The 26,024-nt window shown below is 50.5% G+C and carries 27 protein-coding genes and 5 tRNA genes; 18 read left to right on the forward strand and 14 right to left on the reverse strand.

Annotation, left to right across the window (positions count from 1 at the left end; all coding sequences use genetic code 11):
• Positions 1–26: 26 nt before the first annotated feature.
• The 13 genes from yajC (at position 27) to KU392_RS09465 (ending at position 9,914) form a co-directional block, all read left to right on the forward strand.
• Positions 27–374, forward strand: coding sequence for a preprotein translocase subunit YajC (gene yajC, locus KU392_RS09405; protein WP_169293766.1), 348 nt, complete (start codon positions 27–29; stop codon positions 372–374).
• 66 nt (positions 375–440) lie between these two features.
• Positions 441–2,315 (forward strand): protein translocase subunit SecD, encoded by a 1,875-nt coding sequence (gene secD / locus KU392_RS09410; protein ID WP_217735156.1) that lies wholly within the window; start codon positions 441–443, stop codon positions 2,313–2,315.
• Between the two features lie 77 nt (positions 2,316–2,392).
• Positions 2,393–3,334: a protein translocase subunit SecF gene (secF, locus tag KU392_RS09415; protein WP_217735157.1), complete on the forward strand. Its 942-nt coding sequence runs from the start codon at positions 2,393–2,395 to the stop codon at positions 3,332–3,334.
• Positions 3,335–3,555: 221 nt separating this feature from the next.
• Positions 3,556–4,992: a tRNA (N6-isopentenyl adenosine(37)-C2)-methylthiotransferase MiaB gene (miaB, locus tag KU392_RS09420; protein WP_169293763.1), complete on the forward strand. Its 1,437-nt coding sequence runs from the start codon at positions 3,556–3,558 to the stop codon at positions 4,990–4,992.
• The gene (locus KU392_RS09425) at positions 4,992–6,017 is read left to right on the forward strand and encodes a PhoH family protein (RefSeq protein ID WP_169293762.1); all 1,026 of its coding nucleotides are present in this window, start codon (positions 4,992–4,994) and stop codon (positions 6,015–6,017) included. The genes miaB and KU392_RS09425 overlap by 1 nt, the downstream gene beginning before the upstream one ends.
• Positions 6,018–6,040: 23 nt before the next feature.
• Entirely contained in the window at positions 6,041–6,517 is a 477-nt protein-coding gene (gene ybeY / locus KU392_RS09430; RefSeq protein ID WP_169293761.1) for an rRNA maturation RNase YbeY, read from the forward strand.
• A gap of 123 nt (positions 6,518–6,640) precedes the next feature.
• Positions 6,641–7,537, forward strand: coding sequence for a CorC family transporter (locus KU392_RS09435; RefSeq protein WP_169293760.1), 897 nt, complete (start codon positions 6,641–6,643; stop codon positions 7,535–7,537).
• 3 nt (positions 7,538–7,540) lie between these two features.
• Positions 7,541–9,109, forward strand: a complete 1,569-nt coding sequence (gene lnt, locus KU392_RS09440; protein WP_169293759.1) for an apolipoprotein N-acyltransferase — start codon at positions 7,541–7,543, stop codon at positions 9,107–9,109.
• 174 nt (positions 9,110–9,283) lie between these two features.
• Positions 9,284–9,359 (forward strand) — tRNA-Ala (locus tag KU392_RS09445).
• A gap of 89 nt (positions 9,360–9,448) precedes the next feature.
• A tRNA-Glu gene (locus KU392_RS09450) sits at positions 9,449–9,524 on the forward strand.
• Positions 9,525–9,563: 39 nt separating this feature from the next.
• Positions 9,564–9,640: transfer RNA gene (locus KU392_RS09455), tRNA-Asp, on the forward strand.
• 82 nt (positions 9,641–9,722) lie between these two features.
• Positions 9,723–9,798: transfer RNA gene (locus KU392_RS09460), tRNA-Glu, on the forward strand.
• 39 nt (positions 9,799–9,837) lie between these two features.
• Positions 9,838–9,914: transfer RNA gene (locus KU392_RS09465), tRNA-Asp, on the forward strand.
• 232 nt (positions 9,915–10,146) lie between these two features.
• On the opposite strand, the gene KU392_RS09470 is transcribed toward KU392_RS09465, so the two are convergent.
• From KU392_RS09470 to KU392_RS09485, 4 genes are all read right to left on the reverse strand, one after another.
• The gene (locus KU392_RS09470) at positions 10,147–11,118 is read right to left on the reverse strand and encodes an adenosine deaminase (RefSeq protein WP_169293758.1); all 972 of its coding nucleotides are present in this window, start codon (positions 11,116–11,118) and stop codon (positions 10,147–10,149) included.
• A complete protein-coding gene (locus tag KU392_RS09475; RefSeq protein WP_169293757.1) occupies positions 11,118–11,666 on the reverse strand; it encodes an NUDIX hydrolase in 549 nt (182 codons plus the stop codon). The genes KU392_RS09470 and KU392_RS09475 overlap by 1 nt, the downstream gene beginning before the upstream one ends.
• 23 nt (positions 11,667–11,689) lie before the next feature.
• A complete protein-coding gene (cls, locus tag KU392_RS09480) occupies positions 11,690–13,147 on the reverse strand; it encodes a cardiolipin synthase (protein ID WP_343212437.1) in 1,458 nt (485 codons plus the stop codon).
• Between the two features lie 139 nt (positions 13,148–13,286).
• A complete protein-coding gene (locus KU392_RS09485) occupies positions 13,287–14,099 on the reverse strand; it encodes a YoaK family protein (RefSeq protein ID WP_217735158.1) in 813 nt (270 codons plus the stop codon).
• 213 nt (positions 14,100–14,312) lie between these two features.
• On the opposite strand from KU392_RS09485, the gene bioB reads away from it, so the two are divergent.
• Together bioB and KU392_RS09495 are read left to right on the forward strand one after the other, a co-directional pair.
• Positions 14,313–15,299 carry a biotin synthase BioB gene (gene bioB, locus KU392_RS09490; RefSeq protein WP_217735159.1) on the forward strand — a complete coding sequence of 329 codons (987 nt, stop codon included), beginning with the start codon at positions 14,313–14,315 and terminating at the stop codon, positions 15,297–15,299.
• A 29-nt stretch (positions 15,300–15,328) separates the two neighbouring features.
• Complete coding sequence (locus KU392_RS09495; RefSeq protein ID WP_169293754.1) at positions 15,329–16,186, forward strand: DMT family transporter; 858 nt, start codon at positions 15,329–15,331, stop codon at positions 16,184–16,186.
• 139 nt (positions 16,187–16,325) lie between these two features.
• Here the strand turns inward: KU392_RS09495 and KU392_RS09500 are convergent, their stop codons facing one another.
• The 4 genes from KU392_RS09500 to KU392_RS09515 all read right to left on the reverse strand — a co-directional run bounded on the left by KU392_RS09500 (position 16,326) and on the right by KU392_RS09515 (position 19,279).
• Complete coding sequence (locus KU392_RS09500; RefSeq protein WP_217735160.1) at positions 16,326–17,723, reverse strand: MFS transporter; 1,398 nt, start codon at positions 17,721–17,723, stop codon at positions 16,326–16,328.
• A gap of 79 nt (positions 17,724–17,802) precedes the next feature.
• Entirely contained in the window at positions 17,803–18,309 is a 507-nt protein-coding gene (locus KU392_RS09505) for a peroxiredoxin (protein ID WP_169293752.1), read from the reverse strand.
• A gap of 145 nt (positions 18,310–18,454) precedes the next feature.
• On the reverse strand, positions 18,455–18,916 hold the full coding sequence (locus KU392_RS09510; RefSeq protein WP_169293751.1) for a universal stress protein: 462 nt from the start codon (positions 18,914–18,916) through the stop codon (positions 18,455–18,457).
• Between the two features lie 18 nt (positions 18,917–18,934).
• The gene (locus KU392_RS09515) at positions 18,935–19,279 is read right to left on the reverse strand and encodes a protein tyrosine phosphatase family protein (protein WP_169293750.1); all 345 of its coding nucleotides are present in this window, start codon (positions 19,277–19,279) and stop codon (positions 18,935–18,937) included.
• A gap of 130 nt (positions 19,280–19,409) precedes the next feature.
• Between KU392_RS09515 and KU392_RS09520 the strand changes: the two genes are divergently transcribed.
• Positions 19,410–19,952: a GNAT family N-acetyltransferase gene (locus KU392_RS09520; protein WP_169293749.1), complete on the forward strand. Its 543-nt coding sequence runs from the start codon at positions 19,410–19,412 to the stop codon at positions 19,950–19,952.
• Here KU392_RS09520 and dnaQ read toward each other — a convergent pair.
• The 4 genes from dnaQ to gloB form a co-directional block, all read right to left on the reverse strand.
• On the reverse strand, positions 19,949–20,653 hold the full coding sequence (dnaQ, locus tag KU392_RS09525) for a DNA polymerase III subunit epsilon (protein WP_169293748.1): 705 nt from the start codon (positions 20,651–20,653) through the stop codon (positions 19,949–19,951). The two genes, KU392_RS09520 and dnaQ, sit on opposite strands and share 4 nt — an antisense overlap.
• A 26-nt stretch (positions 20,654–20,679) precedes the next feature.
• Complete coding sequence (fabI, locus tag KU392_RS09530; RefSeq protein WP_169293747.1) at positions 20,680–21,462, reverse strand: enoyl-ACP reductase FabI; 783 nt, start codon at positions 21,460–21,462, stop codon at positions 20,680–20,682.
• Between the two features lie 103 nt (positions 21,463–21,565).
• Complete coding sequence (locus KU392_RS09535; RefSeq protein ID WP_246587412.1) at positions 21,566–23,227, reverse strand: lytic transglycosylase; 1,662 nt, start codon at positions 23,225–23,227, stop codon at positions 21,566–21,568.
• An 8-nt stretch (positions 23,228–23,235) separates the two neighbouring features.
• Entirely contained in the window at positions 23,236–24,018 is a 783-nt protein-coding gene (gene gloB, locus KU392_RS09540) for a hydroxyacylglutathione hydrolase (protein WP_169293746.1), read from the reverse strand.
• 51 nt (positions 24,019–24,069) lie between these two features.
• Between gloB and KU392_RS09545 the strand changes: the two genes are divergently transcribed.
• Positions 24,070–24,864: a class I SAM-dependent methyltransferase gene (locus KU392_RS09545; RefSeq protein WP_217735161.1), complete on the forward strand. Its 795-nt coding sequence runs from the start codon at positions 24,070–24,072 to the stop codon at positions 24,862–24,864.
• Positions 24,857–25,315, forward strand: a complete 459-nt coding sequence (gene rnhA / locus KU392_RS09550; RefSeq protein ID WP_169293744.1) for a ribonuclease HI — start codon at positions 24,857–24,859, stop codon at positions 25,313–25,315. Before KU392_RS09545 ends, rnhA begins: the two co-directional genes overlap by 8 nt.
• An 18-nt stretch (positions 25,316–25,333) precedes the next feature.
• Here the strand turns inward: rnhA and KU392_RS09555 are convergent, their stop codons facing one another.
• Positions 25,334–25,549: a hypothetical protein gene (locus KU392_RS09555; protein ID WP_169293743.1), complete on the reverse strand. Its 216-nt coding sequence runs from the start codon at positions 25,547–25,549 to the stop codon at positions 25,334–25,336.
• A 51-nt stretch (positions 25,550–25,600) separates the two neighbouring features.
• Positions 25,601–25,891, reverse strand: coding sequence for a hypothetical protein (locus tag KU392_RS09560; RefSeq protein WP_169293742.1), 291 nt, complete (start codon positions 25,889–25,891; stop codon positions 25,601–25,603).
• Between the last annotated feature and the right edge of the window lie 133 nt (positions 25,892–26,024).

Here is a 26,024-nt window from a genome sequence, read left to right on the forward strand (position 1 = left end):
TATAATTATTTTTTTGGAGTTACCCCATGCTGGCAACAGATTTATCACAACTCATTATTGCTCAAGCCGCCCCCGAGGGTGCTGCAGGTGGATTGGCAAGTTTTCTGCCAATCATCCTCATGTTTGTGGTGCTTTATTTCATGATGATCCGTCCACAAATGAAGCGTCAGAAAGAACATAAAGCCATGGTCGAAGCACTGACCAAAGGCGATGAGGTCATTACTTCGGGTGGTCTGCTGGGTAAAGTCAGCAAAGTCACCGATAACTACATTACCATTGAAGTGGCTGAACTGGCCGAGAAACCCGTTGAAGTCCTGCTGCAACGCGGAGCCGTTACCAATATTCTGCCCAAAGGCACCATCAAATCCCTGTAAGGCTGCCCTGCCCTTAATTTTTTAAGGGCTTTCTTTTTTTAATCAACCTATTTATACGGCTACGGCATGAACCGCTATCCTCTCTGGAAATACCTAATGGTACTGGTTGCATTGGTAATCGGTATTATTTACACCATCCCGAATTTTTTCGGGGAATCACCTGCTGTCCAGGTTTCTAGCGCAAACGTTACACTCAAGGTCGATCAACAGCTGTTAAGCCGCGTTGACAGCATCCTCAAACAGAATAACATTCCTTACACGGGCTCTTATTTTCAGCAAAATGGTCCGGTTGGCACCATCCGCATCCGCTTTGATTCCACCGACAACCAACTCAAGGCCAAAGACATCCTTGAGCGCAGTCTGAATACCAATACACAAGAGCCCGATTATACGGTTGCCCTGAACCTGCTGTCCGGGTCACCCGACTGGCTGACCAGCCTTGGCGCAAACCCCATGTACCTGGGTCTTGACTTGCGCGGTGGCGTTCACTTCCTGCTGCAGGTTGACATGAAAGGCGCACTGGAATCGCGCTACGATACCCTGACCACCGACATCCGCAGCATTCTGCGCGACCAGAAAATAGAGGTTGAGTCCGTCAACAAGTCAGGCGCCAGCATTGTCTCCACTTTTGCATCCGAGAACGACCGCAACAAAGCCATCGGCGCGTTCCGTAGCCGCATCAATGAACTGACCTTTACCGAATCTGTCGACAATGGCAAATTCATCCTGACCGGACAAATCAGCCCAAGCGAGATCACCCGGGTAGAACAAACCGCCCTCAAACAAAACATTCTTACCCTGCATAACCGCATTAATGAATTGGGCGTTGCCGAACCGGTTATCCAGCAGCAGGGCAACGACCGTATTGTTGTCCAGTTGCCCGGCATTCAGGATGTGGCCAAGGCCAAGGAAATCCTTGGCCGCACCGCCACCCTGCAATTGCGTATGGTCGACGATTCCCCCGCGGCCTTGTCTGCCCTGGCCAGTGGCACAGTGCCATTCGGACTGGAGTCTTTCAAGGATAGCGATGGCCGTCCCATTCTGGTTCGTCGCCAGGTTCTGCTGACCGGTGAAAACCTGGAAAACGCCCAGGCCGGCCGCAACCAGCAAACCCAGGAGCCCACCGTCAACCTGACCCTGGACAATAAGGGTGCCCGTATTTTCCGCGACACCACCCGTGACAACATAGGTAAACGACTGGCCATTATCCTGTTTGAAAACAATCGTGGACAAGTTGTGACTGCTCCGGTTATCCGCAGTGAAATTCCCAACGGACAGGTTGAGATTTCAGGCAGCATGACTGCCCAGCAGGCCGCTGACGTATCCCTGTTGCTTCGTGCCGGCTCACTGGCCGCCCCCATGAGCATTATCGAGGAACGCACAATTGGTCCAAGCCTGGGTGCGGAAAACATCAAGAAAGGGTTTGATTCCACCCTGTACGGCTTCATCATGATTGCCGTGTTCATGATTATTTACTATCATCTCTTTGGTATTTTCTCCACCCTGGGCCTGATCTTCAACGTCTTGCTGCTGCTGGCGCTGCTCTCCATGCTGCAGGCCACGCTTACCCTGCCAGGTATTGCAGCGCTGGCCCTTACCCTGGGTATGGCGATTGACGCGAACGTGCTGATCAACGAACGGATCCGCGAGGAGCTGCGAGGCGGTGCGTCACCTCAACAGGCCATCAATACCGGTTTTGACCGGGCATGGGGAACCATTCTTGACTCAAACCTGACCTCCCTGATTGTTGGCCTGGCATTGCTGGCCTTCGGCAGTGGTCCCATCCGTGGCTTTGCCGTGGTGCATACCCTTGGCATCCTGACCTCCATGTTCTCTTCCGTCGTGGGTGTCCGGGCATTGGTCAACCTTTGGTATGGCAGCCGTAAAAAGCTCAAGACCCTGGCCATCGGTACTGTCTGGAAACCGAATGCAGAGAAATAAAGGCATTCACCCGCAAGCAAGGCTTAACACGTAAACAATGTTCCTGAACCCGAGCGGTTCAGGAGCCGGGAATTAAAATGGAATTATTCAGAATCCGTAAAACCATACCGTTCATGAAGTATGCCCTGATCCTTAACGTGATCAGTGCCATTACTTTCGTACTGGCGGTATTTTTCATCGTTACCCGCGGTTTTCACCTGTCAATCGAATTTACCGGTGGAACCGTCATGGAAGTCAATTACCAGCAACCCGCCGAACTGGATTCGATCCGCCAATCGGTCGCGTCCCTGGGCTATACCGACTTCCAGGTACAAAACTTTGGCACGTCACAAGACGTCATGATCCGTCTTCCCATTCAGGAAGGTGTCACTTCAGCTGCACAAAGTGAAAAAGTCATGCAAGCCCTCCAACAGATTGACCCCGGTGTCGAATTGCGCCGGGTTGAGTTCGTCGGGCCACAGGTGGGCAGTGAATTGTTCAGCAATGGCCTGAAGGCGTTTTTCTTTGTGGTCCTGGGCATTATTGTGTACCTGGGTTTCCGCTTTGAGTGGAAATTCGCCATCGCCGGCATGATTGCCAACCTGCACGACGTGGTGATCATTCTGGGCTTTTTTGCCTTTTTCCAATGGGAGTTCTCTTTACCCGTACTGGCCGGCGTGCTGGCGGTACTGGGCTATTCGGTCAACGAATCGGTGGTTATCATGGACCGGATCCGTGAAAACTTCCGCAAACAGCGCAAAACCAGCGTTCGCGAAGTCATTGACAGTTCCATTACCCAAACCATCTCCCGGACCATTATTACCCACGGCTCTACCCAAATGATGGTGCTGTCCATGTTCTTTTTTGGCGGCCCCACCCTGCATTACTTCTCACTGGCCTTAACCATTGGCATCTGGTTTGGCATTTATTCCTCAGTCTTTGTGGCCGCTTCCATTGCCATGTGGTTGGGCGTCAAACGTGAAGACATGCTGAAAGTACCCAAAAAAGAAGACCCGGCTGCCGAAATCATGGAAGGCTAAGCCCAGGCTTCATTAAGTTGCCCTTCAATAAAAGGGTTAGCTAAAGACTTAGCCGTTAAATTGCCCCCAACAACCGCATATCACCGGTTTCTTGGGGGCAATTTAATTAGCGCTCATTTTTCAATGCAAAAACAAACAGATAGAAAAAAGGGCGACAATAAGAGTACAATCTGCTTTTCCTTTTTTTGCCCCCGGGCTCAAACCCGCACCGGTATCCAACTATGCAAGAAACCAATATCAAACGCTCCGGCCTTAACTCCGAAACGGTTAAGCCTGTTGAATCCCCCCTGTCTTCCCTGGCCGCCCCCGATGGCAGCACCCGCAAGCTTTACATCAAGACGTTCGGCTGCCAGATGAATGAATATGACTCAGACAAAATGGCCGATGTCCTGCGTGAAAACCAGGGTCTGGAATTGACTAACGATCCGGAAGATGCCGACGTCATCCTGTTCAACACCTGTTCAATCCGTGAAAAAGCCCAGGAAAAAGTTTTTTCCGACCTGGGACGCGCCAATCAGCTTAAACAGAAAAAACCCAATCTGGTCATTGGCGTAGGCGGTTGCGTGGCCAGCCAGGAAGGCGCCACCATCATTCGCCGCGCCCCTTACGTTGACGTCGTTTTTGGTCCCCAGACCCTGCACCGTCTGCCAGACCTGATCAATAAACGCCACGAAACCGGCCGCTCGCAAGTCGATATCAGCTTCCCCGAAATTGAAAAATTCGATGCCTTGCCACCCGCCCGCGTCGAAGGCCCATCGGCATTCGTCTCCATTATGGAAGGCTGTAGCAAATACTGCAGTTTTTGCGTGGTTCCCTATACCCGTGGCGAAGAAATTTCCCGTCCGTTTGAAGACGTCCTGCAGGAAGTGGCCGACCTGGCAGACCAGGGCGTGAAGGAAGTCAATCTGCTGGGCCAGAACGTCAATGCTTACCGTGGCACCATGGGAGACAGCGGTGAAATCGCCGACTTTGCCATGTTGCTCGAATACGTTCATGAAATCCCGGGCATTGAGCGCATCCGCTATACCACCTCCCATCCCAAGGAAATGACCAACCGCCTGATTGAGGCGCACGGCGCCCTGCCCAAGCTGGTGCCTTTCCTGCACCTGCCCATCCAGACCGGCAGCGACCGCATCCTGGCCGCCATGAAGCGCGGCTATACCGGGCTTGAGTTCAAGGCCATTGCCCGCAAACTGTATGCGGCACGTCCCGGCCTGACCCTGTCTTCCGATTTCATCGTGGGTTTTCCCGGTGAAACCGATGCCGACTTCGAAACCACCATGAAACTGATTGAAGATGTCAATTTTGACACTTCATTTTCTTTCATCTATTCGCGTCGTCCCGGCACGCCAGCCGCCGACCTGCATGATGACACCCCTTACGATGTCAAACTCAAGCGCCTGCAACGCCTGCAGGCCCAAATCAACAAACAGGCCAAGGCCATCAGCCATGCCATGCTCAACACGATTCAGCCCGTCCTGGTCGAAGGCGAATCGCGCCGCGATAAAAATGAACTGACCGGACGTACCGAAAACAACCGGATCGTCAATTTTTCCGCACCCAAACGCCTCATTGGCCAAATCGTCAATGTACGCATCACCGATGTCTACACCAACTCACTGCGTGGCGAGGTGGTAACCAGCGAGCAGGTTAGCTAATGGCTGTCAAACGCAACCAACCGGTCATCATCACCCTTGATGGTGACAATATGCAACTGGCCAACCTATGTGGCCCCCTGGATGAAAACCTGCGGCAAATCGCCCAAGCATGGGGGGTCAAACTGGGCCGTAACGGCAACCGTATTACCCTGGAAGGCGAGCAGGCCCTGAAGGCGGGCAATAGCATCGAGATTTTTCATCGGCGGGCCCGCCATAAAGACCTCTCCATTGATGATATCCAGCTGGGCCTGGTAGAACAGAAAGCCTCTCCACACAAAGCGGCCCCCGCTTCATCAACCCGAGCCAAAGAAGAAGACGATCTGCCACCACTGGATGATGAAAGCGACACCATTATCCTGCGCACGCGACGCAGTGACCTGCGTCCCAGAACGCCCAGCCAGCGCCAGTACCTGAATAATGTCCTGCGCAATGACATTACCTTTGGCACCGGCCCTGCCGGCACGGGCAAGACCTGGCTGGCCGTGGCCTGCGCGATTGATGCCCTGGAACGTGAAAACGTCCAACGCATCATCCTGACGCGTCCCGCGGTAGAGGCTGGCGAGCGTTTGGGTTTTCTGCCCGGCGATCTGGCCCAGAAAGTGGATCCATACCTGCGCCCCTTGTATGACGCGCTTTACGACCTGATGGGCTTTGAAAAAGTACAGCGCCTGTTCGAAAAACAAACGATTGAAATCGCACCGCTGGCCTATATGCGCGGTCGCACCCTGAACCATGCCTTTGTCATCCTTGACGAAGCCCAGAACACCACACCGGAACAGATGAAAATGTTTCTGACCCGCATTGGTTTTGGCAGCAAGGCCATTATTACCGGTGACCCGACACAGGTTGACCTGCCCAAAGGGCAAAAAAGCGGCCTGTCCCATGCCCTGCAGGTTTTGCAATCGGTCGAAGGTATTGCTTTTTCACGCTTTTCCAGTAAAGACGTGGTCCGTCATCCGCTGGTGGCTCGCATTATTGATGCCTATGATGAATCAGAGGCGCTCTCCGGCCACACTCTCCGTTAATCCTCTTACCGTTAAAAGCCATCATGCCAGAACCCGTTCTCAGCTTTACCGTCCAATACGCCGTGGATGCGCCGGAACTGTCACGCCAGCAACTGCGTGCCTGGGCCCTGAAGGCCGTCCAGGCCGCCAACCAGGATTGCCCTGATGCATTCCAGCGTGCCGAACTGACCCTGCGCCTGGTAAACACCGCTGAAGGCCGATCCCTGAATGCCAGCTACCGCGACAAAGATTATGCCACCAACGTCCTGACTTTTGAATACGGCGTTGACCCGGAAGGCACGGCACGCGGAGACATTATCCTGTGCCTTGATGTATTGAAAAAAGAAGCTGAAGAACAGGGCAAACCATTCAAACACCATGCCGCCCACCTGGTGATTCACGGCACCCTTCACGCGCTGGGTTACGACCATCTCAACCACGATGAGGCCGAACACATGGAGGCCATGGAAGTTGCCATCCTGACGCGTTTACATATCGAAAACCCTTATCTGGAACGTTGATAAGGGGCAAAAAACAAGACGTTTAAAAGAGAATCCCGGCATTTTCAATGAACAAGATGAAATTTCATCAAAAAATCTTCATTTTGAGTTATGCTTAAATTCCCATTAACTAGACGTCCAGAGATGTCAACAGATCCATATCCTTCCAGCGAGGCTGACTCGGAATCGAAGTCAGCCAAAAAATCAACCGCACGCTCTTTATTGCAGCGTTTTAAAACTTTCATTGGCCAAAACGAGCCTGAAGACCGTGAAGATATCCAGGAAATCCTGTGCGCCGCACATGACAGGGAAATCCTGGACGATGACTCTTACACGATGATTCTGGGCTCCATTTCGGTCACCGAAAAAAATGTCAGCGACATCATGGTTCCCCGCTCACGCATGGATATGCTTGATGCCTCGCTATCCGTGCAGGAACTGCTGCCCATCATTATCGACACGGCTCACTCTCGCTTTCCCGTCTACGAAAATGAGCGTGACAATATCATTGGCATTTTGCTGGCCAAAGATTTACTGCGCTTTTTCAATGACCCCGAGCTTAAAATCCGCAACCTGATCAGGCCTGCCTATTTTGTGCCCGAAACCAAAAAACTCAATCAACTGTTGCGCGACTTCAAGGAAAACCGCAATCATCTTGCCATCGCCATCGATGAATATGGCAGCATTACCGGCCTTATCACCATGGAAGATGTCCTTGAGCAAATTGTGGGTGATATTGAAGATGAATACGATGAAGAAGCCGAGCAAACCATTTTCCCTGAATCGGAAAATGCCTGGCGGGTCATGGCCATCACCGATATCAGCGACTTCAACCAAACCATCCACAGCCATATCCCCGAAGATGACTATGACACCATTGGTGGCTGGCTGGCAGCAGAACTGGATCACATTCCCCAACGTGGCGACACGCACGACTACGAAAACCTGAGGTTCCGGGTCTTGCGGGCCGATGCGCGACGCGCCTTGTGGCTGCATGTCAGGCGCTCCACCTCCTCCGCTGTTACCAACAAAGACAACTAAACCATGATGCACCGGCTTTTATTGCTTGCCGCGGGCGCCTTGCATGCCCTGAGCTTTTCCGCCTCCCCGCTTCCTGCATGGAGCCTGTCATCAATACAAATCATCACCCTGGCCCTGCTGGCCTGGCATGTCTTCAGGGCGGCTAACGTACGTCAGGCGGCCGGCTCCGCCGCCTGGTTCAGCATCAGCAATTTCTGCGTGGGTATTTACTGGCTGTTCATCAGCATGAACACCTACGGCGCGCTGGCAGCGCCACTGGCCGCTGCCGCCGTCTTCCTGCTGTCCGCCTATTTAAGCCTGTATCCCATACTGGCCGCCAGCGTCACCCGCTACCTGTCAAACCGTAATCTGTCCAGTTTCATACTTGTCTGGGCCGGTTGCCAGGCCTTATCCGAATGGCTGCGCAGTTTTATTTTTACCGGCTTTCCCTGGAACAGCACGGGTTATGCTCACACCGACGGTGCCCTGTCCGGCTGGGCCCCCGTCCTGGGTGTTTACGGTGTCGGTTTCATGGCAGCACTGGTATCCGCACTCTTGGCTGCCGGCCTTGTTTACCTGCACAAACAGCAACAAAAAAAATCAATTCTTTGCCTGGCATTTATCGTCGGGTTGTTCATGCTCAGCGTTGGACTGAAACAACTATCCTGGCACCAGCCTCATGGCAACCCCATTTCAATCAGGCTGGTCCAGGGGAATATTTCCCAAGACCGCAAATTCCATCCCGACACGATGATGGAAAGCATGTATGAAAATTTTGACCTGGCCTTGCTGGAACCCGCCGACCCTGAAGCGCCCGCCAAAGTCATCATTTTCCCGGAAACCATCATCCCCGGCTTCCAAAACCGGATGAGCCCGGAATTCTGGCAATCAGTCACCCAAATAGCCGAACACACCCAAAGCGTTTTTTTCATGGGCGTTCCTTTGCGCACCCTGGATCATCGCGGTGAACGCTTCACCAATAGTGTCATCGCCCTTGATGGCAACACCAGCACCGAGGCCTTGATGTCCGGCCTGGAGCTGCCGGTTTATGATAAACAACACCTGGTTCCTTTTGGTGAATTCATCCCCTACGGATTTCGCTGGTTTGTTCACGCCCTTGGCATACCGCTTGGCGATTTTGACCGAGGCACCGCTTTTCAACACAACTTCGTGGTAGAAGAGCAGGTTTTTGCACCCAATATCTGCTATGAAGACGTTTTTGGCGAAGAGCTGTTGCCCGCCCTGTTTGCACGGCCCGACGGCTCCCCGGGTGCCAGCATTATGTTTAACGTCAGTAACCTGGCCTGGTTTGGCAATACCTTTGCCCTGGGACAACATTTGCAAATAGCACGCATGCGCAGCATGGAAACCGCGCGTCCCATGGTACGCGCGACCAATACGGGTACCACCGCAGCCATAGATGCCAACGGCAACTTGATTGCCGCGCTGCCTACCGCCATTCCAGGTGTGTTGGATGTACAGGTACAGGGAACGCAAGGCTATACGCTTTATGCTCGTACCGGCAATAGCCTGGTTATTATTCTGTCACTGCTTTGCATTGCCTTGGGTGTGCTTATCAGAAAAAAAGCCTGATTTTTTCTCAAGAAATTTTTCTGGCAAGCACAAAAACAATATTTTTTGGCAAAAAAACATCATTTTCAGAGGCCAATCATTAAAATGTGGCTTTTTTGTACATAAGCAACAAAAAGGTCTTGCACAAAGATAGAAACATAGGCATAATTCTAATTCTTCGCTAGTCACTCAATTGGGGGTATAGCTCAGCTGGGAGAGCGCTTGCATGGCATGCAAGAGGTCAGCGGTTCGATCCCGCTTATCTCCACCAACTTTCTTTGGAAAGGTTTAGCGAAGCAGGTTGTGAAACAGTTTTTATCGCTCACAATCAAAATGTAGTAAGTTTTAAGTTAAAGTCCTGTCCCCTTCGTCTAGAGGCCTAGGACACCACCCTTTCACGGTGGGTACAGGGGTTCGAATCCCCTAGGGGACGCCAAACTTTTTAGTTTGATGTTGACTTTACACATACCGCTGCGGAGCGGTAGTTCAGTTGGTTAGAATACCGGCCTGTCACGCCGGGGGTCGCGGGTTCGAGTCCCGTCCGCTCCGCCAAAAGATTCAAAAGCCCTGACTTTTTCAGGGCCTTTTTAATGCTACACGATATGAAGCATTAAGAACAGTTAGACAAAGTCCTGTCCCCTTCGTCTAGAGGCCTAGGACACCACCCTTTCACGGTGGGTACAGGGGTTCGAATCCCCTAGGGGACGCCAAACTTTTTAGTTTGATGTTGACTTTACACATACCGCTGCGGAGCGGTAGTTCAGTTGGTTAGAATACCGGCCTGTCACGCCGGGGGTCGCGGGTTCGAGTCCCGTCCGCTCCGCCACAAAATTTCAAAAAGCCCTTAGCTTTGATTAAGCTAAGGGCTTTTTTCATGTCCGGCAATAATTCTTCACTATCTCAGTAGCACGCTCGGTTCACATAACAATAAAGCATAAGTGAAGTGCCCCCCAAATGTTGGACAATTAAAAACTAGGCAGCTAAAACCTGAGTCCGGTATTGTACCGGACTCAGTCCATTTAACGTGGGAATGCATATTAGAAGCACATATCCACCACTCAAAAACGCGCTGCCATGCTATTGGCGGCAAGCTGTACCAGCTGCTCTTTAGACAAATCAAGAGCCTGGGCCGTGGCAACGTAGTTATCCAGTATATAACCGCCAAAATAGGCCGGATCATCTGAGTTGATAGTGACACAAAGGCCCTGTTCAAGCAGGCGTTTCAGGTTATGCTCTTTCAAGTCATCCACCACACAGAGCTTTAGATTGGACAGTGGGCATACGGTCAAGGGAACCTGTTCTTGCCGCAAGCGCTGCATCAGAATCGGGTCTTCTTCACTGCGCACGCCATGATCAATACGCTCGGCCTGCAACAGGTCAAGGGCGTCGCGCACATAAGAGGCCGGCCCCTCTTCACCGGCATGCGCCACCGACCTGAAACCCAGCGCTTTACAGTGGGCAAAAACCTCCTGGAATTTTTCTGGCGGATTGCCAACTTCAGAAGAATCAAGCCCCACCGATACCCACAGATCAGCGTATTGCTCACGCAAGGGCAAAGCCTGCTCCAGTGCGGCAAAAGCATCAGCCTGGCTTAAATGACGCAGGAAGCTGAAGATCAGGCTGCTGTTGATACCCAGTTCTTTTTGCCCCTGCCGCAAGGCGCTGGCCAAGCCGGCAAACACCGTTTCAATGGCCACCCCCCTGCTTGTATGGGTTTGCGGGTCAAACATGATTTCCGCATGCACCACCCCATCGGCCGCGGCACGCTGCAAATAAGCCCAGGTCATGTCATGAAAATCCTGTTCGGTTTGCAGAACAGCGGCACCGGCATAATACAGATCCAGAAAAGACTGCAGATCGGTAAACTGGTAGGCCTTTTTTAATGAGTCGATATCCGCATAAGGCAAACGAACCTTGTTACGCTCGGCGAGGGCAAAAATCATGTCGGCCTCAAGCGTGCCTTCTATATGCAAATGCAATTCCGCCTTGGGCAGATCCCGGATAAATGAACGGAGTTCCTGTGTATTCACTATTCGCCCCCCAGCAACCAGCTTTGCAGGGCAATCAGGGTTTTGGCATCCTGAATGCTCCTGTCTTTAATAGCCTGCTTGATTTGTTCCCGGCCTAACAAAACGGTTTGCACAAACTCATCCTCATCCGCTTTCAATTCACTGTTTTCAGTAAGACTCCTGGCTTCGTACAGGTACATCAACTCATCACAAAACCCGGGTGCGGTATAGAACTTATGGATCAGGGTCATGGATTGTGCCGTATAAGGCGTTTCTTCGGCCAGTTCCCGATAGGCGCATTGTTCGGGGCTTTCACCGTCCATGTCCAGCTTGCCGGCCGGAATTTCCAGCAGCACATCACCAACAGGATGCCGGAATTGCCTGACCAATACCACTTGATCTTGCGCAGTCACCGCCAGTACGCACACGGCACCGCAATGACGCACCACCTCACGGGTGGCCTGCTTGCCATTGGGCAACTCAACGGTGTCAACCGACAGCTTGACCACCGCCCCGGAAAATACCGGACGACTTTCTTTCAGGGTTTCCACAAGACCAATATCAGACATAAAAAATACTCTTTCAATTCAAATTAAAGCAAGGGAGAAAATAAACGGGCGGTAGAGATCAAAAGGCGATAGGCAACACTTTGTTTCCTGAGCACCACTTCCTCTGAAGACTGCAGGGACTCATGAAACTCACGGGCCAGCAACTCATTGGCCTTGGGTTCATAACACAATACCGAAACCTCAAAGTTAAGGTAAAAACTGCGATAATCAAAATTGGCGCTGCCAATAAAAGACAGGTCATCATCAATGACCAGGGTTTTGGTATGCAGCATGCGCGGCGTGTATTCGTATATCCGGACCCCCGCCCTGACAAGATCATCATACCAGGATCGGGTTGCCAGTGTGACCACCAGATTATCACTTTTGCGAGGCACCAGCAAACGCACATCCACCCCTTTAAGGGCCGCGGATGTCAGGGCAAACAGCGAGGCTTCATCGGGCACAAAATAAGGAGTGGTTAAATAAATCCGTTTGCGGGCCCGGTACATGGCTGACAGCATCACCCGCAAAATGGGGGCAAAATCAGAGTCGGGCCCCGAAGGTATGACCTGCATGCGATAAGCCTGGGATGGTTCTGTCACCACACGTTCTACATCAGGCTCGTTCTCCCCGGTTTTTCTTAAGATCCTGACCAAAGAAAGATCCCCGGTTGAGTAATGCCAGTCTTCAATAAAAACACTTTCAAGCCAGGCTACGACCGGACCATCCACCTGGATATGCACATCATGGTAGGCGTGGGGGGTTTTTCTCAAGTCCTGCATATCGGCAATATTGACCCCACCGGTAAAACCGCTCAGGCCATCACAAATCACGATTTTCCGGTGATTGCGGAAATTGATCAGAGAAAACAGGCGACGCCAGGTGATGTTATGAAAAAAACCCAACGCTCCGCCCGCCTCGGTAAAATCACGCATGAAACGACGGGTAAGCCGGGAAGAGCCCAGGGCATCCACCAGCAAATATACCTTTACGCCCTCTTTGACTTTTTTCGTCAGCAAATCCCGCAAAGCCCGACCGGTTTGATCATTCTCAAAAATATAATACTCAAGCAGAATATATTTTTCCGCCTTGTCAATAGCCTCAAAAATCACATCATAGGTTTTTTCGCCGCCAGATAACAGGCGGTAATCCATGGAGTGGCACAAAGGGATATTCGTAATATTGAAAATAAGCCGGGCCATTGACTTATAGGCATCAGGAAAATCTTCGGTCTGGATAAAAGGAGACCAAATGGCATAATTCCGTTCGACAATCTGCCGGCTTCGACTACGGCTGAGTCGGTGCCTGATTATTTTTTTAGGACCAAACAGATAATAAATAAAGAATCCCAGGACAGGAATAAAGCTAAGGGTAAGAATCCAGGTCAGTGTGGATACCGGTGATCTTTTCTGCAATAGAATCCAGCCGCCCATGGCGACAATATACAAGGTCCAGACCGTGTATATAATAAAAGCATGAAATTCCTGAGGAATCAAAGACACTTAGACACCCTTATGATGGCAACTCGATTTCTTCCTGCTTTCCCTTGTTTAACAGGCATTGACGACTGCACCTGCATGTGCAAAGGTCAGAATAATCCAATCAAGCCCACGGGTACATACCCATTAAGCCACATGCGGTTTATTCAGAACGCTTTTCACCTTTACCCAGTTCATGCTCTGTACGCCGCCTGCGCATCAACAAAACCCTTGCCGCATGAAGATCATCCAGTATGGGCGCACTGGCAATCAGAACCAGGATGGACGCCAACACCACTGTAAATGTAAATCCCAAATGCTTGAAACCGAAAGCACCGGTTACCCCTCCCAGAAAAAACAGAAACACCAGCTTGCTTAACAATTTGAGCTTGGCCCGGTCTCCCCTGACAATGGGTTTTTTGGGATCATTCTTATTGGGATTCCAATAAAACAGCTTGCCCAATTCAATGCCAATATCGGTCACCATGCCGGTCACATGCGTGGTTCTGAATTCAGAGTGGGACATTTTGGTAATGATGGCATTTTGAAGCCCCATGATATAACACAACACGGCAACGGTTACCGAGGTCCAGAGCCAATCGTAATACCACTGCATGCCATCAAGGGCACCAAACAGGATCAGCATCATGGCTTCCAGCAAAATCGGCAGCGCATATTCGCTTCGCAAATAAGAATGCCGAGCCCAGTTAATAATGATTGCCGTCGTACCCGCTCCGGCCGTAAAAGCCATGAACGCCCCCAGGCCAGAGAGCACGATCGTCCAGTTCCACAAAGCCAGGGAGTCTGCCATGCCCGAGACAATACCCGACATATGCGACGTATACTGCCCGATCGCCAAAAAACCCCCAGCATTGATTGCCCCGGCAATAAATGTCAAATAATAAGCAAGTGATGAATTTGCATCTTTAGTTCTTATTTTTCCACTTAAACGACGCGAATAGTCTTTGAACGACATGTTCCACAAACACAATTTTTAAAAACAAACTGAAAAATATTGACCGTGTCTTGCCCAGACCGCAAAATTACACTAAAACACGACAAAACACATAATAAAGCAGCTAATTTACGTTAAATATCAAAAACAACACCCATTTAACATTATTGCTTATTTATCTTTGCGACTTTACGATAAGTAAATTTGAATCATTACTTAAGCGAAAAACTGCAAATGGATACATTAACACAACCAGGCACATCCCATCAAAATACCGTATGGAATGTCACATCAATTGTCGGTTTATTTGAACTGCCTTTCATGGACCTGTTATTTCAGGCCCAGCAAATTCATCGCGCTCACCACAAGCCCAATGAGATCCAGTTATCCAGTCTGCTGTCCATCAAAACCGGTGGCTGTGCCGAAGACTGCTCCTACTGCCCCCAGTCGGCGCGTTACAACACGGAAGTGAAGGCTGAAAAACTGATGCCACTTGAAGAGGTCGTCAATGCAGCAAAATCGGCCCGTGATAATGGTGCCCAGCGCTTTTGCATGGGTGCGGCATGGCGCAATCCCAAACCCCACCAACTGGACGAAATCGCCAAAATGATCACGGCCGTCAAGGAACTGGGTATGGAAACCTGTGTCACTCTGGGCATGCTGCAGGAAGGTCAGGCAGAACAATTACGTGACGCAGGTCTGGACTATTACAACCATAACCTTGACACTTCCCCCGAGTTCTATGGTGAAATCATTACCACCCGCACTTATGAAGACCGCCTGGAAACCCTGGAAAGAGTACGTAATGCCGGACTCAATGTGTGCTGCGGTGGTATTGTGGGGCTGGGAGAATCCCGCCGGGAACGCGCAGGCCTGATTGCCCAACTGGCCAATCTGGATCCTTACCCGGAATCGGTGCCCGTGAACAACCTGGTCAAAATCAAGGGCACGCCATTATTTGATAATGAAGACCTGGACCCGTTTGAATTCATCCGCACGATTGCCGTGGCCCGCATTACCATGCCTAAAGCCTATGTTCGCCTGTCTGCCGGGCGCGAGCAAATGAGTGACGGCATTCAGGCACTTTGTTTTCTGGCTGGTGCAAATTCTATTTTCTACGGCGAAAAACTGCTGACCAGTGGCAACCCCCAGGCACTGGCCGATCAACAGTTACTGGAACGGCTTAATCTGAAAGCGACAGGCGCCCAAAACCATCATTAAGATTAAGCCACACCCAAGCAGAAAACATTATGATTTATCTACTTCTAAGCATTTTATGCAGCGTGACGGTATCCGTCCTGTTGAAAATAGCCCGCCAACACGCGGTTGACATCAAACAGGCCATTGCCTTCAACTATGTAACCGCCATTACGTTATGCTGGCTGCTTTTACAACCCAAGCTCTCGGGCGACAGCATACAAGCATTACCCTGGGGGCTGTTTGCCATCTTGGGCGTATTGTTGCCACTGATTTTCCTGGCCATGTTCAAGGCTGTTGAATTTGCCGGCATTGTACGTGCCGATGCCGCACAAAGGCTTTCCCTGTTCCTGCCGATTATCGCTTCATTCACGATTTTTGGAGAAACGCTGTCGCTGCCACGGGGCGTCAGCCTGGTCATCGCCTTCATTGCCCTGTTTTGTCTGCTCTGGAAACCTGCCTCAGGTGCCTCCGCGCGGCAAACCCGCAGCAGTGTCCTGTATCTGTTAATGGTGTGGCTCGGTTACGGCGTAATTGATATCCTGTTCAAGCAAATGGCTAAAACCGGTACTGCGTTCCCTACCGGACTGTTTATTGCCTTTGCCATGGCGGGCTTACTTATGTTTTTTTACTTATTCGCCAGCAAGGCACAATGGCACCTGCGCCATGCTGTTGGCGGTCTGGTGCTGGGTTGCCTGAATTTTGGGAATATCCTTTTTTATATCAAGGCCCACCAACACTTCAGCGAAAACCCCACCCTGGTTTTTACCACCATGAACATTGGTGTCATCAGCCTGGGTACGCTGGTTGGCGCCCTGGTTTTCAGGGAAAAGATCAGCCTGGTCAATGCCATCGGCATTGTGCTGGCCATCCTGGCCGTATTCTGCCTTTATTACTGGATTATTGCCTGAGTCGCTTCAGTAGGTTCTTGGCCCGACGCCCCACCAACAGGCCAGGGATCTGCACAGGCTAACCGTGCATCTCCCGCCCTGAACGGCAAGGCTTCTCACACAATCCGGCAAACCCCGCCAACCCGCGGGATTTACTTTTTTAATCAAGCGCCTCAAGTCGTTCCTGTTCAAGTCGTTCCTGTTCAAGTCGTTCCTGTTCAAGTCGTTCCTGTTCAAGTCGTTCCTGCTCAAGCTTTTCCTGCTCCTCATCGGCTTTTAGCTGCTCGATAACTTCTTCCATTTTCTCTTTATCAGCGGAAATATCAATACTGAGATCGACGCGTGGATCAAGTTCCAAGACGGCCGGGGCAGGCTGAATATCAACCGGCATGGGCACAAAAGGCTCTGGCTGCACCCGGTATTTCCCGGATACTTTTTGACGACTGATAAATAATGTCAGGATAAATGCACAAATGGAGGTGAAAATGTAGAACATCCCCGAGCCCATTTCATCCATCAGCTTACCGGCCACAACAGGCCCCAGACCCGCACCAACCCCGTAGACCATCAACAGGACGCCACTTAAGCCCACCCGCAGACCAGGCTCCACATGATCATTGGCAAAAGCGGTAGCCAGTGGATAAATGGTAAATTGCAAAACCCCCACAATAGCCGCCAACAGCAGTAGCAACGGAAAGGGTATCGACCAATATCCATACAGGGGAATCGTCACCAGGGTTAGCAGGAAAACATTAATGCCAATCAGTTTGACCCGATCAATCCGGTCAGACAGCCATCCCATTGGCCACTGGAACAACACGCCCGCCATTACACAGACAGACAGGTACAAGGCAATCTGGTCGGTATCCAGGCCCAATTTAATACCATATACCGGTGCCAGACTGTAAAACGTACCGGTAATACAACCCGCCATGAATAGAATAAACAAGGACATGGGCACCAATCTGATAAACACCGGCAACTTGATAGGTGCCTGAGACTGAATAACCGGATGAACCCGGCGTGTCATGGCCACAGGAATCAGGCAAAGAGCCATTGCAATGGCAACCACAATAAGTGGCGTATGATCCAATGACGGAAAAATGGAAATTGAAGCCTGACCCAATACCAGCCCGGAACTGGACATAATCATGTAAAAAGCAAAAATACTGCCACGCGTTGTCGAGTCAGACTGATCGCTCAGCCAGCTCTCAAGAATCATGTACTGTGTGACCATGGCCATACCCACGATGACCCGGAAAAGCAGCCACAACGTAATATTTGACACAATGGTCTGCAATAAAACCATCACTGTCACAATGGCAGCGGCAATGGCATAAGCCCGGATATGTCCCACATAAACAATCAGCCGGTGCCCGGTGCGGGCCCCCAGAACAAGTCCCGTATAATAGGCCGCCATCAGCAGGCCTACCCAAACCTCACTGACATGGTTCTGCGTAAGAAAGAGCGCAATGTACGTGTTGAATAAACCCGTACCAAGAGACAAGAAAAGAATTGCAGTGTAAAGCGACAAAAAGGACAAAAACAGTGAAATCATACCCAGACACCTGCAATCCGCAATCCAGAACAGTAAAAGGTCCCTGCCAACGCAGGGACCTTAAAAAATTACCAATAAACTAGCCTAACTGGGACAATAATGTCTTTGCATCACTCACTTCATAAGCACCGCCTTCCTCAAGGTTCAGAAGCGTAACCACACCATCCTCCAATACAGCGGAATAGCGGCGTGAACGCACGCCCATACCCCGGGCAGTCAAATCAAGCTCAAGACCCATGGCTTTGGTCCATGTTGCCGATCCATCAGCAAGCATGCGTACTTTACCCTGTGCATTCTGTTCCCGACCCCAGGCACCCATCACAAAAGCATCATTGACGGCAACACACCAGATTTCATCAACCCCCTTGGCTTTGAGCTGGCTTTCCAGTTCAATATATCCTGGCAGATGCTGGGCAGAGCAGGTTGGCGTAAAGGCACCGGGTACTGCAAACAGGGCAATTTTTTTGCCTTTGACCAGGTCCGATACTTGAAATGCATTGGGCCCCAAAGAACAACCTTCGGAAGCGGTTTCAATAAACTCTGTTAATGTACCGTCTGGCACTTTATCGCCAATTTTAATCATCATGACTTCTCCTTGAAATAAAGTCTATATGAAAGGAAAGTGTATCACTACCTGCCTTGAAAAAAAACAAATGCCCCTGAAAACAAAAACCGCCTTATCCCGGTTAAGGGTTTAAGGCGGTTTTATTTGCAAAAAGACCACTTAAGGACTAGCTGCTTTCCTTGACACGATAGACCAGAACCGAGGTATGCGCCAAAGACAGCACCTTGATCGTTACGCTACCCAGCAACAGCCGGGACAAACCGCTGCGGCCATGACTGGCTATATATATGAGGTCACAATTATGCTCTTTGGCAGCCTCTACAATGCCATCGGCCACACTGTAATTGGAGGTAATGACTGATGTTGCCTTAACCCCTGCCGTTTCAGCCCGCTCCAGGACCGGCTTCAGATACTCCTGTGCTTCTTTTTTGGCAGCCTCTTCGTAATCGCCATCGGAAATGGCATATGAAGCCGCCATACCATCAAAACCAATCAATGTTGAAAAAGGCTGGGTGACATTAATGGTAACGATCTCAGCGCCAATTTGGCGGGCAAAACAAATACCGGAATTGGCAGCTTGAGCAGAAATTTCTGAACCATCGATAGGCAGCAATATTTTTTTATACATAAAGTGAGCTCCTTTGAACTAGGATGTTTGTTTGGCGGCATTGTACAGATGCGTACAACGGGTTCCGGTACGACAAAAAGCCAAAATAGGTGTTGGCAAGGTTTTCAGATACTCTTGAAACTGATTGACGTTTTCCTGTGTCATTGCACCACTCACCACAGGCTGGTACACCACGGTAAGACCGACCTCTTGCCCGGCCTTGATGATCTCGGCTGAAAGCGGCTGGGTGTCGCCACCTTCCAGATCGGGACGATTGATAATAACACTATTGAAACCGGCCGCCTTGACGGCAGCCATATCACTCGCGCTTAATTGGGGTGCAACGGCAACGGTATCACTTAACGGTGTAAATGGTGTAGACATGAATTCCTCTTCAATCAACTATTTGAAGGATATAGAAGTATCGTACTCTTTATCCTTTCCGGTTATCTGATTTTATGCTAGTTTATTTGATTGTAAACAATTATTTTTCACTTTTCCCGCCAGATTCATCATGCAAGCCGATACCTGCCATATCCGTCCCGCACAGCCCAGTGACATAACCGCCATTCAATCCATTTATGCACATCACGTCCTTTACGGCATGGCCACCTTCGAAGAAACAGTTCCCGATGTGAATGAAATGCGCCAGCGTTATGACAAAGTCATTACGGCCGGATACCCCTATCTGGTTGCCCTTTACAACAATGAAGTGGTTGGCTATTGTTATGCCTCCGCATACCGCCCGCGCATTGCCTATCGCTTTACGGTAGAAAACAGCATTTATCTGCGCCATGACATGGGACAAAAAGGGATTGGCAGCCAACTGTTAGCGGCGCTCATCAGACATTGTGAACTAGGCCCCTGGCGCCAGATGATCGCGGTGATTGGTGGCACCGAAAACCTGGCATCCATCAATCTGCACAAGCGTCACGGCTTCACCCTGACAGGCATACAGCCCAACACGGGTTTCAAACATAACAGATGGATTGATACAGTCTTGATGCAACGTGAAATTGGCGAGGGCAGCCACACACTGCCCCAACAGGAGAATTAGGCGAGCTCACGCCATAAACAGGTTTTTCCGGCTACTTTATCCAGGGCATCCAGGTACTCCTGGTGCGCCTGCAGCTCTGGATCTGACGGCCTGATAACCGGCAATATCAAGGTATCCAGTGCCAATATGTCTGTCATTTTTTTTTGTGTACCCTGCTCACCCGTTTCATCTATCAGCAGACCAAACTGACCTCGTGTCATGGCCAACCAGACTTCAGCCAGCAGCTCGGCGTCCAGCAAGGCGCCATGCAAGACACGATGCTTGTTGGAAATATCAAAACGCTCGCAAAGCACGTCAAGGTTATTGCGCTTGCCAGGGAATCGTTCCCGCGCCATGGCCAGGGTATCGGTAATAAGACCGGCAATGCTGTTAAGCGTAGGCATGCCTACCCGGGCAAACTCGGCATTCAGGAATTTAGTATCGAACGCGGCATTATGAATGATAATTTCAGCGCCTTCCAGATAAGCGGCAATGCGTTGCGCCTCATCGCTGAATCGATTGTGTTGGGACAGAAACTCGGTGGTCAGGCCATGAACCGCCAAAGCCTCGGGGGAGCTGTCCCGGTCGGGGTTGAAATAAAGATGCAGGTTATTCCCGGTTAACTCCCGATTAATGACCTCGACACACCCCAGCTCAATAACCCGGTCGCCCTGATCCGGATCAAGGCCTGTAGTTTCGGTATCAAGAATAATCTGACGCATTATTTATACAACCCCGGAAAAAACAATTAAGCCATACCTGGCACAACAGCCGAGAAGCCGGCATCGACATGCACCACCTGGCCGGTAATTCCTGCCGCCAACTCTGACAACAGGAAGGCTGCAGTATTGCCCACGTCATCAATAGTCACATTACGACGCAAGGGAGCATGTTTTTCAACAAAATTCAGAATAACCGAAAAATCCTTGATGCCACTGGCTGCCAATGTCTTGATGGGGCCTGCGGAAATCGCATTAGAACGGATACCCTGCTCGCCCAGTGCGCTGGCCAGATAACGGACACTGGCTTCAAGAGAAGCTTTAGCCAGGCCCATGGTATTGTAATTGGGGATGGATTTTTCTGCACCCAGGTAAGTCATGGTAAGGACAGAGCCTTTGCGTGCCTGCAGCAACGGCAATGCCGCCTTTGCCATGGCTGGAAAACTGTAAGCCGAAATATCATGGGCAATACGGAAATTCTCACGGGTAACGCCATCCAGGAAATTGCCGGCAATGGCTTCCCGGGGTGCAAAACCAATGGAGTGCACAAGGCCATCCAGGCCGTCCCAGTGCTTTGCCAGCTCGGCAAACGCGGCATCAATGTTTTCATCAGAGGAAACATCGCAGGGAATCACGATATTGCTGCCAAAATCAGCGGCAAATTCCGTGACACGGTCTTTGAAGCGGTCGCCGACGTAGGTGAATGCCAACTCGGCACCTTGCTGATGACAGGCACGTGCAATGCCATAAGCAATGGAACGATTGGAAATGACGCCTGTGACCAGGACTCTTTTATTTGCAAGAAAACCCATTGTTTCTTATCCTATTTTGCAAAATGGAATCATTATAAAAAAATTGCGTAACCTGAAAGTATTACGCAATTTTCATCTTGAAAATTTAGCGGTTCGGCCGGGCCTAACCGCGGCTTCCGGCTCCGGGAATACGTAACGATGCCCCTGGTTTCAGGTCTGTGTTACTCATGTTATTCAACGCTTTCAAATCTTGAACCGATGTATTATAACGTTTTGCCAAAGAGTAAAGTGTGTCTCCCTTGACCACTTTATGAGCCGATACCTTTTTCTTCGCCTCGGCTTTTGGAGCCGGCTTGGTTAAAGAAGCCGTACGCACGGCAGGCTTGGCAGGGGTTTGGGCGACAGCGGCCACCGCAGGCCGTGTATACACGGCCGGCCGTGAAACGGTGGCAGGAATGGCGGCCTTTGAAGCGGCTACGGGTACGGCACGTACACCCGCCGTTAAGCTGGCATTATTACCTGAATTGATAATATCAACCAAAGGATCTATATTTCTTGCTGCCAAAGCCGCTGCCACATCGGGTTTTTTGGTATAAACGGCTGAAGGAACGGGTGCCGAAGCCCGGGCGGGTACCGTTGGGGACATGGCTGAGGGCCTTGCCACATTATCGTTGCTGGCCAGCATGGCCGGTGCCGCCGTGTTAATGGCAGGCGCCATGATGTCATTAGGTGTAATACCCGCCGATGCACCCGAATTGCGTGGCACCATCAGGGTTCTGGAAGACAGGGCAACCGACTGCTTTGATCCATAACCATTCAGCGACTTCAACTTGTCCAGGGAAATGCCGTGTTTGTCTGCAATACTTGCCAGGGACTCGCCCGGAGCAGGGGTATAGCCTTCCCACGCCGAGAGTTCTCCCTGGTAATTTTTAAGGTTACGCTTGAAGGCAGTCACTTTATGCTTGGGCAGCAGAATTTGCGAAGCGTGCTCATCAAGCAGTACACTTCGCTGGAACGATGGATTCAGTTCACGAAATTCCTCAACGGAAATCTCGGCCAATCGGGCCGCAACGTCCAGATCAATGTCATGCGTGTTGCTGACTTTCTCGAAATAAGGCTGGTCTGGCACATGAGGCAGTTTAATGCCATAACGGGCGGGATTCCTTATGATGTTTTCGAAAGCCTGTAACTTGGGAACATAATCACGTGTTTCCTTGGGCATCTTAAGGGACAGGTAATCGGTACCGAGCCCCGTACTGGCATTACGCTCACGGGCACGCTTAACCGCACCCTCTCCCCAGTTGTAAGAGGCGAGAGCCAAATGCCAGTCATTATCCTGAAAACCGTGCAGATATGACAGATAATTAAGCGCGGCATGGGTAGACTGGACAGGATCCCGTCTTTCATCTTTCCACCAGTCTTGCGTCAAGTTGTAATGCGTGCCCGTACTTGGAATGAATTGCCACAGACCGGCCGCTTTGGCACTGGAAACCGCTTTCGCATTATAGGCACTTTCAACAAACGGCAACAAAGCCAGTTCAGTGGGCATATTGCGTCTTTCCAGTTCCTGGGTAATATAGTGAATATACTTGCTTGAGCGCTGCGCCATTATTTGCACGGACGCAGGACGGGCCGCATAGTAATTGGTCCAGTATTCAACCCTGTCATCTTGCAGATCGGGCATCTTGAGCCCTTTGCGGATTCTTTCCCAAACATCTTTTTGCTGCCCATTTGAGGAAGAATAATTTTTGGAAGAATTACCGGAGGATGCACACCCGGTTAAAACAACAACTGAAGCTATAACGGCAAGCTTAACTAATTTCATGAGTATCCCTAGAATGAATTCTTCCAATCGCGCAACACGGCAAATACCTCATCGGGGGCATTCAAACTGCGCCCGGCTTTGTCCTGTGCGGCATTAATAACAGACTCGCACTCAACCCGCATAAACGGATTGGTCTTAAGTTCGTGACCGACCGTAGTGGGAACGGTTGGTTTTTGCTGGTTCCTGATCAAGCGTGCTTCTTGTGACCACTGCTGCAAATCAGGATTACTCCCCTCTACTGCAAGCGCCCATTCAATATTGCTCAATGTATACTCATGAGCGCAAAATACCCGCGTATTTTGCGGCAGTTTTCTGAATTTATCAATGCTCTGGTACATTTGCGTGGGATTCCCTTCAAAAATTCTTCCGCAACCGGTCGCAAACAGGGTATCACCACAAAAAAGCACGGGTTCGTTGGGATTGATATCGCCATAATAGGCAATATGACCCAATGTATGACCGGGCACCTCAAGGACAGAGAGCGACCAGGAAAAACCGTCTATGCCGACCCTGTCGCCTTCCTGCAAGGGCACATCGCAAAAAGGAATGGACTCTGTGGCAGGACCAAACACTTTGGCTCCCGTGTGTTCACGCAAACCGGCAATTCCTCCCACATGATCGGCATGGTGATGGGTGACCAGAATGGCCCGCAAATCCAGGTTTTGAGCCCGCAGCACTTCCAGCACCGGTTCGGCCTGACCGGGATCAATCACCACGGCATTGTTCCCCTGTACAATTATCCAGATATAATTATCGTTAAAGGCACTGATGGGCTGAATTTTACAGGTCATATCCAATACTTAAATGCTCCAAGAAATATCTACACTTACCCCGAGGCAGGCGTGACACAAACCAACCCGCAGATTTTAAACCTTACGCAATGGCTCAATACTGATCCCGGTCAAACTGTTATCCGCTGGGAAACAGATAAATTTGATCAGATCGTTGCCAACGCATTTGGCTTCCATGCATTGCAAATTGGCTTGCCGGCATGGGATTTTCTGCGAAACAACCGGATCAGGTCAAAAGCGATTTTAACGGATGAATCCAAAAAAAATGTAACATCGACCGATCAGCCAAAAATCATTCACGGCCGCCTGGACCAACTGCCTTTCCCCAACTGCAGCCTGGATCTGGTTATTCTTCCACATATTCTAGAGTGCTCGCAAGACCCGCATCAAATTCTACGGGAAGTGGAGCGGGTACTGGTTTACGAGGGCCGGGTGGTTATTTCCGGCTTCAATCCCAACAGCCTGTGGGGCCTTCGCAATGGCATGCCATTCATGAATCCATGGATCCCCATTCCCAACCGCAACATGGTCTCGGTCCGTCGCCTGAAAGACTGGTTCAAATTATTATCCCTCGACATCAATCGGGGTCATTTCGGCTGCTATACTCCTGCCTGTCAAACCGAGAAGTGGCTTAAGCGCTGGGATTTCATGAACAGGGCCGGTGACCGCTGGTGGCCCGTGACCGGAGGCGTCTACGTGCTTTCAGCCGAAAAACGGGCTCGCGGCATGCACCTTGTCGGGCCCTTGCTCAAGAAAAAGCAACGCAGAAAAAGTCTGGCCAGCAGACGTCCTGCCATTATTACCCAAAGAGATATCACTCAATTGTTCAATACGGAAAATGGATAAAAAAATAGTTGAAATATGGACTGACGGTGCCTGCAAGGGCAATCCCGGCATTGGTGGGTGGGGCGTATTGCTAAAACAGGGACACCATGAAAAAACACTTTGCGGAGGGGAATCCGAAACCACCAATAACCGAATGGAAATGACCGCAGTCATCCAGGCACTTAAAGCACTGAAGCGCCCCTGCAAGGTCCTGCTTCACATTGATTCACAATATGTGCAAAAAGGCATTACCGAATGGATGGACGGCTGGATCAGGCGTGACTGGAAAACTGCCGATAAAAAACCAGTAAAAAACATGGATTTATGGCTTGAACTGAACGAACTGGTGGCCCGGCATGACATTACCTGGAAATGGGTCAAAGGCCATGCCGGTGACCCGGGCAATGAACGCGCAGACCAACTGGCCAATGAGGGCGTCCTGATGGCCAAAAAAAATCACTCCGCAGAGTGATTTTGAACAGACACCGGCCTATTTAAGGCATCCCATGCGTCGGGCACGTTCACGCTCGGCATCCGCACGGACATTGTCATGGGCTCGTGACAGGAAATTGCTGGTCCCAGGAATACCAGGCTGCTGGATAATCCGGGACTGGACCTGCGCACATTCTGCAGCCTTACTGTCATCAACCGGACCATTGGCACAGGCTGCCAACAACAGGCATGGAAGAAGAATCATTTTTTTCATTAACTTAACCTTAAAAGGCAAATGGATTAATTAATCCGAACGGGTTTAACTTTAACCAAAAACACACAGTTTTTGGACACTTAACTCACGAATCTGGTTCAGGCGCCATTGCGCAGCCTGTTCTGCCTGTTGAATTTGGGCTGGATCATTACCAAACAGCGGCTCATTGCCATGACGCAATTGATTCAGCAAAATATTCAGGCGGTCGGACTCCCTGCCTATTTCCTTGCACGTCAGGGTTTGTTTTTCATCTTCAGTAAGTGCAGGAACAATTTTAACCGGATTGGCGCAACCTGCCGCCACAAACAGAACGGGAACCGTTAGCAACAACGCTAGTTTCATGAAATGCCTTTCAACTGGTTAGACTGCCATCAAGTGTAGCAAAACTGCTTGCACAATACGATCTTTCTGTTCAGCCAAAACAAATTTTAACAGGCCGGGCCACTCATCATCCTTGGCTAATAACAACATCCTG

Source organism: Advenella alkanexedens, assembly GCF_019132845.1.
GTDB classification, from domain to species: Bacteria; Pseudomonadota; Gammaproteobacteria; order Burkholderiales; family Burkholderiaceae_B; genus Advenella; species Advenella alkanexedens.

Bases quoted from the DNA above. Each gene is read 5' to 3' on its own strand.
- yajC (WP_169293766.1), top strand. From the start codon at position 27: ATGCTGGCAACAGATTTATCACAACTCATTATTGCTCAAGCCGCCCCC.
- secD (WP_217735156.1), top strand. From the start codon at position 441: ATGAACCGCTATCCTCTCTGGAAATACCTAATGGTACTGGTTGCATTG.
- secF (WP_217735157.1), top strand. From the start codon at position 2,393: ATGGAATTATTCAGAATCCGTAAAACCATACCGTTCATGAAGTATGCC.
- miaB (WP_169293763.1), top strand. From the start codon at position 3,556: ATGCAAGAAACCAATATCAAACGCTCCGGCCTTAACTCCGAAACGGTT.
- KU392_RS09425 (WP_169293762.1), top strand. From the start codon at position 4,992: ATGGCTGTCAAACGCAACCAACCGGTCATCATCACCCTTGATGGTGAC.
- ybeY (WP_169293761.1), top strand. From the start codon at position 6,041: ATGCCAGAACCCGTTCTCAGCTTTACCGTCCAATACGCCGTGGATGCG.
- KU392_RS09435 (WP_169293760.1), top strand. From the start codon at position 6,641: ATGTCAACAGATCCATATCCTTCCAGCGAGGCTGACTCGGAATCGAAG.
- lnt (WP_169293759.1), top strand. From the start codon at position 7,541: ATGATGCACCGGCTTTTATTGCTTGCCGCGGGCGCCTTGCATGCCCTG.
- KU392_RS09475 (WP_169293757.1), bottom strand. From the start codon at position 11,666: ATGTCTGATATTGGTCTTGTGGAAACCCTGAAAGAAAGTCGTCCGGTA.
- KU392_RS09485 (WP_217735158.1), bottom strand. From the start codon at position 14,099: ATGTCGTTCAAAGACTATTCGCGTCGTTTAAGTGGAAAAATAAGAACT.
- bioB (WP_217735159.1), top strand. From the start codon at position 14,313: ATGGATACATTAACACAACCAGGCACATCCCATCAAAATACCGTATGG.
- KU392_RS09495 (WP_169293754.1), top strand. From the start codon at position 15,329: ATGATTTATCTACTTCTAAGCATTTTATGCAGCGTGACGGTATCCGTC.
- KU392_RS09500 (WP_217735160.1), bottom strand. From the start codon at position 17,723: ATGATTTCACTGTTTTTGTCCTTTTTGTCGCTTTACACTGCAATTCTT.
- KU392_RS09505 (WP_169293752.1), bottom strand. From the start codon at position 18,309: ATGATGATTAAAATTGGCGATAAAGTGCCAGACGGTACATTAACAGAG.
- KU392_RS09510 (WP_169293751.1), bottom strand. From the start codon at position 18,916: ATGTATAAAAAAATATTGCTGCCTATCGATGGTTCAGAAATTTCTGCT.
- KU392_RS09515 (WP_169293750.1), bottom strand. From the start codon at position 19,279: ATGTCTACACCATTTACACCGTTAAGTGATACCGTTGCCGTTGCACCC.
- KU392_RS09520 (WP_169293749.1), top strand. From the start codon at position 19,410: ATGCAAGCCGATACCTGCCATATCCGTCCCGCACAGCCCAGTGACATA.
- dnaQ (WP_169293748.1), bottom strand. From the start codon at position 20,653: ATGCGTCAGATTATTCTTGATACCGAAACTACAGGCCTTGATCCGGAT.
- fabI (WP_169293747.1), bottom strand. From the start codon at position 21,462: ATGGGTTTTCTTGCAAATAAAAGAGTCCTGGTCACAGGCGTCATTTCC.
- KU392_RS09535 (WP_246587412.1), bottom strand. From the start codon at position 23,227: ATGAAATTAGTTAAGCTTGCCGTTATAGCTTCAGTTGTTGTTTTAACC.
- gloB (WP_169293746.1), bottom strand. From the start codon at position 24,018: ATGACCTGTAAAATTCAGCCCATCAGTGCCTTTAACGATAATTATATC.
- rnhA (WP_169293744.1), top strand. From the start codon at position 24,857: ATGGATAAAAAAATAGTTGAAATATGGACTGACGGTGCCTGCAAGGGC.
- KU392_RS09555 (WP_169293743.1), bottom strand. From the start codon at position 25,549: ATGAAAAAAATGATTCTTCTTCCATGCCTGTTGTTGGCAGCCTGTGCC.
- KU392_RS09560 (WP_169293742.1), bottom strand. From the start codon at position 25,891: ATGAAACTAGCGTTGTTGCTAACGGTTCCCGTTCTGTTTGTGGCGGCA.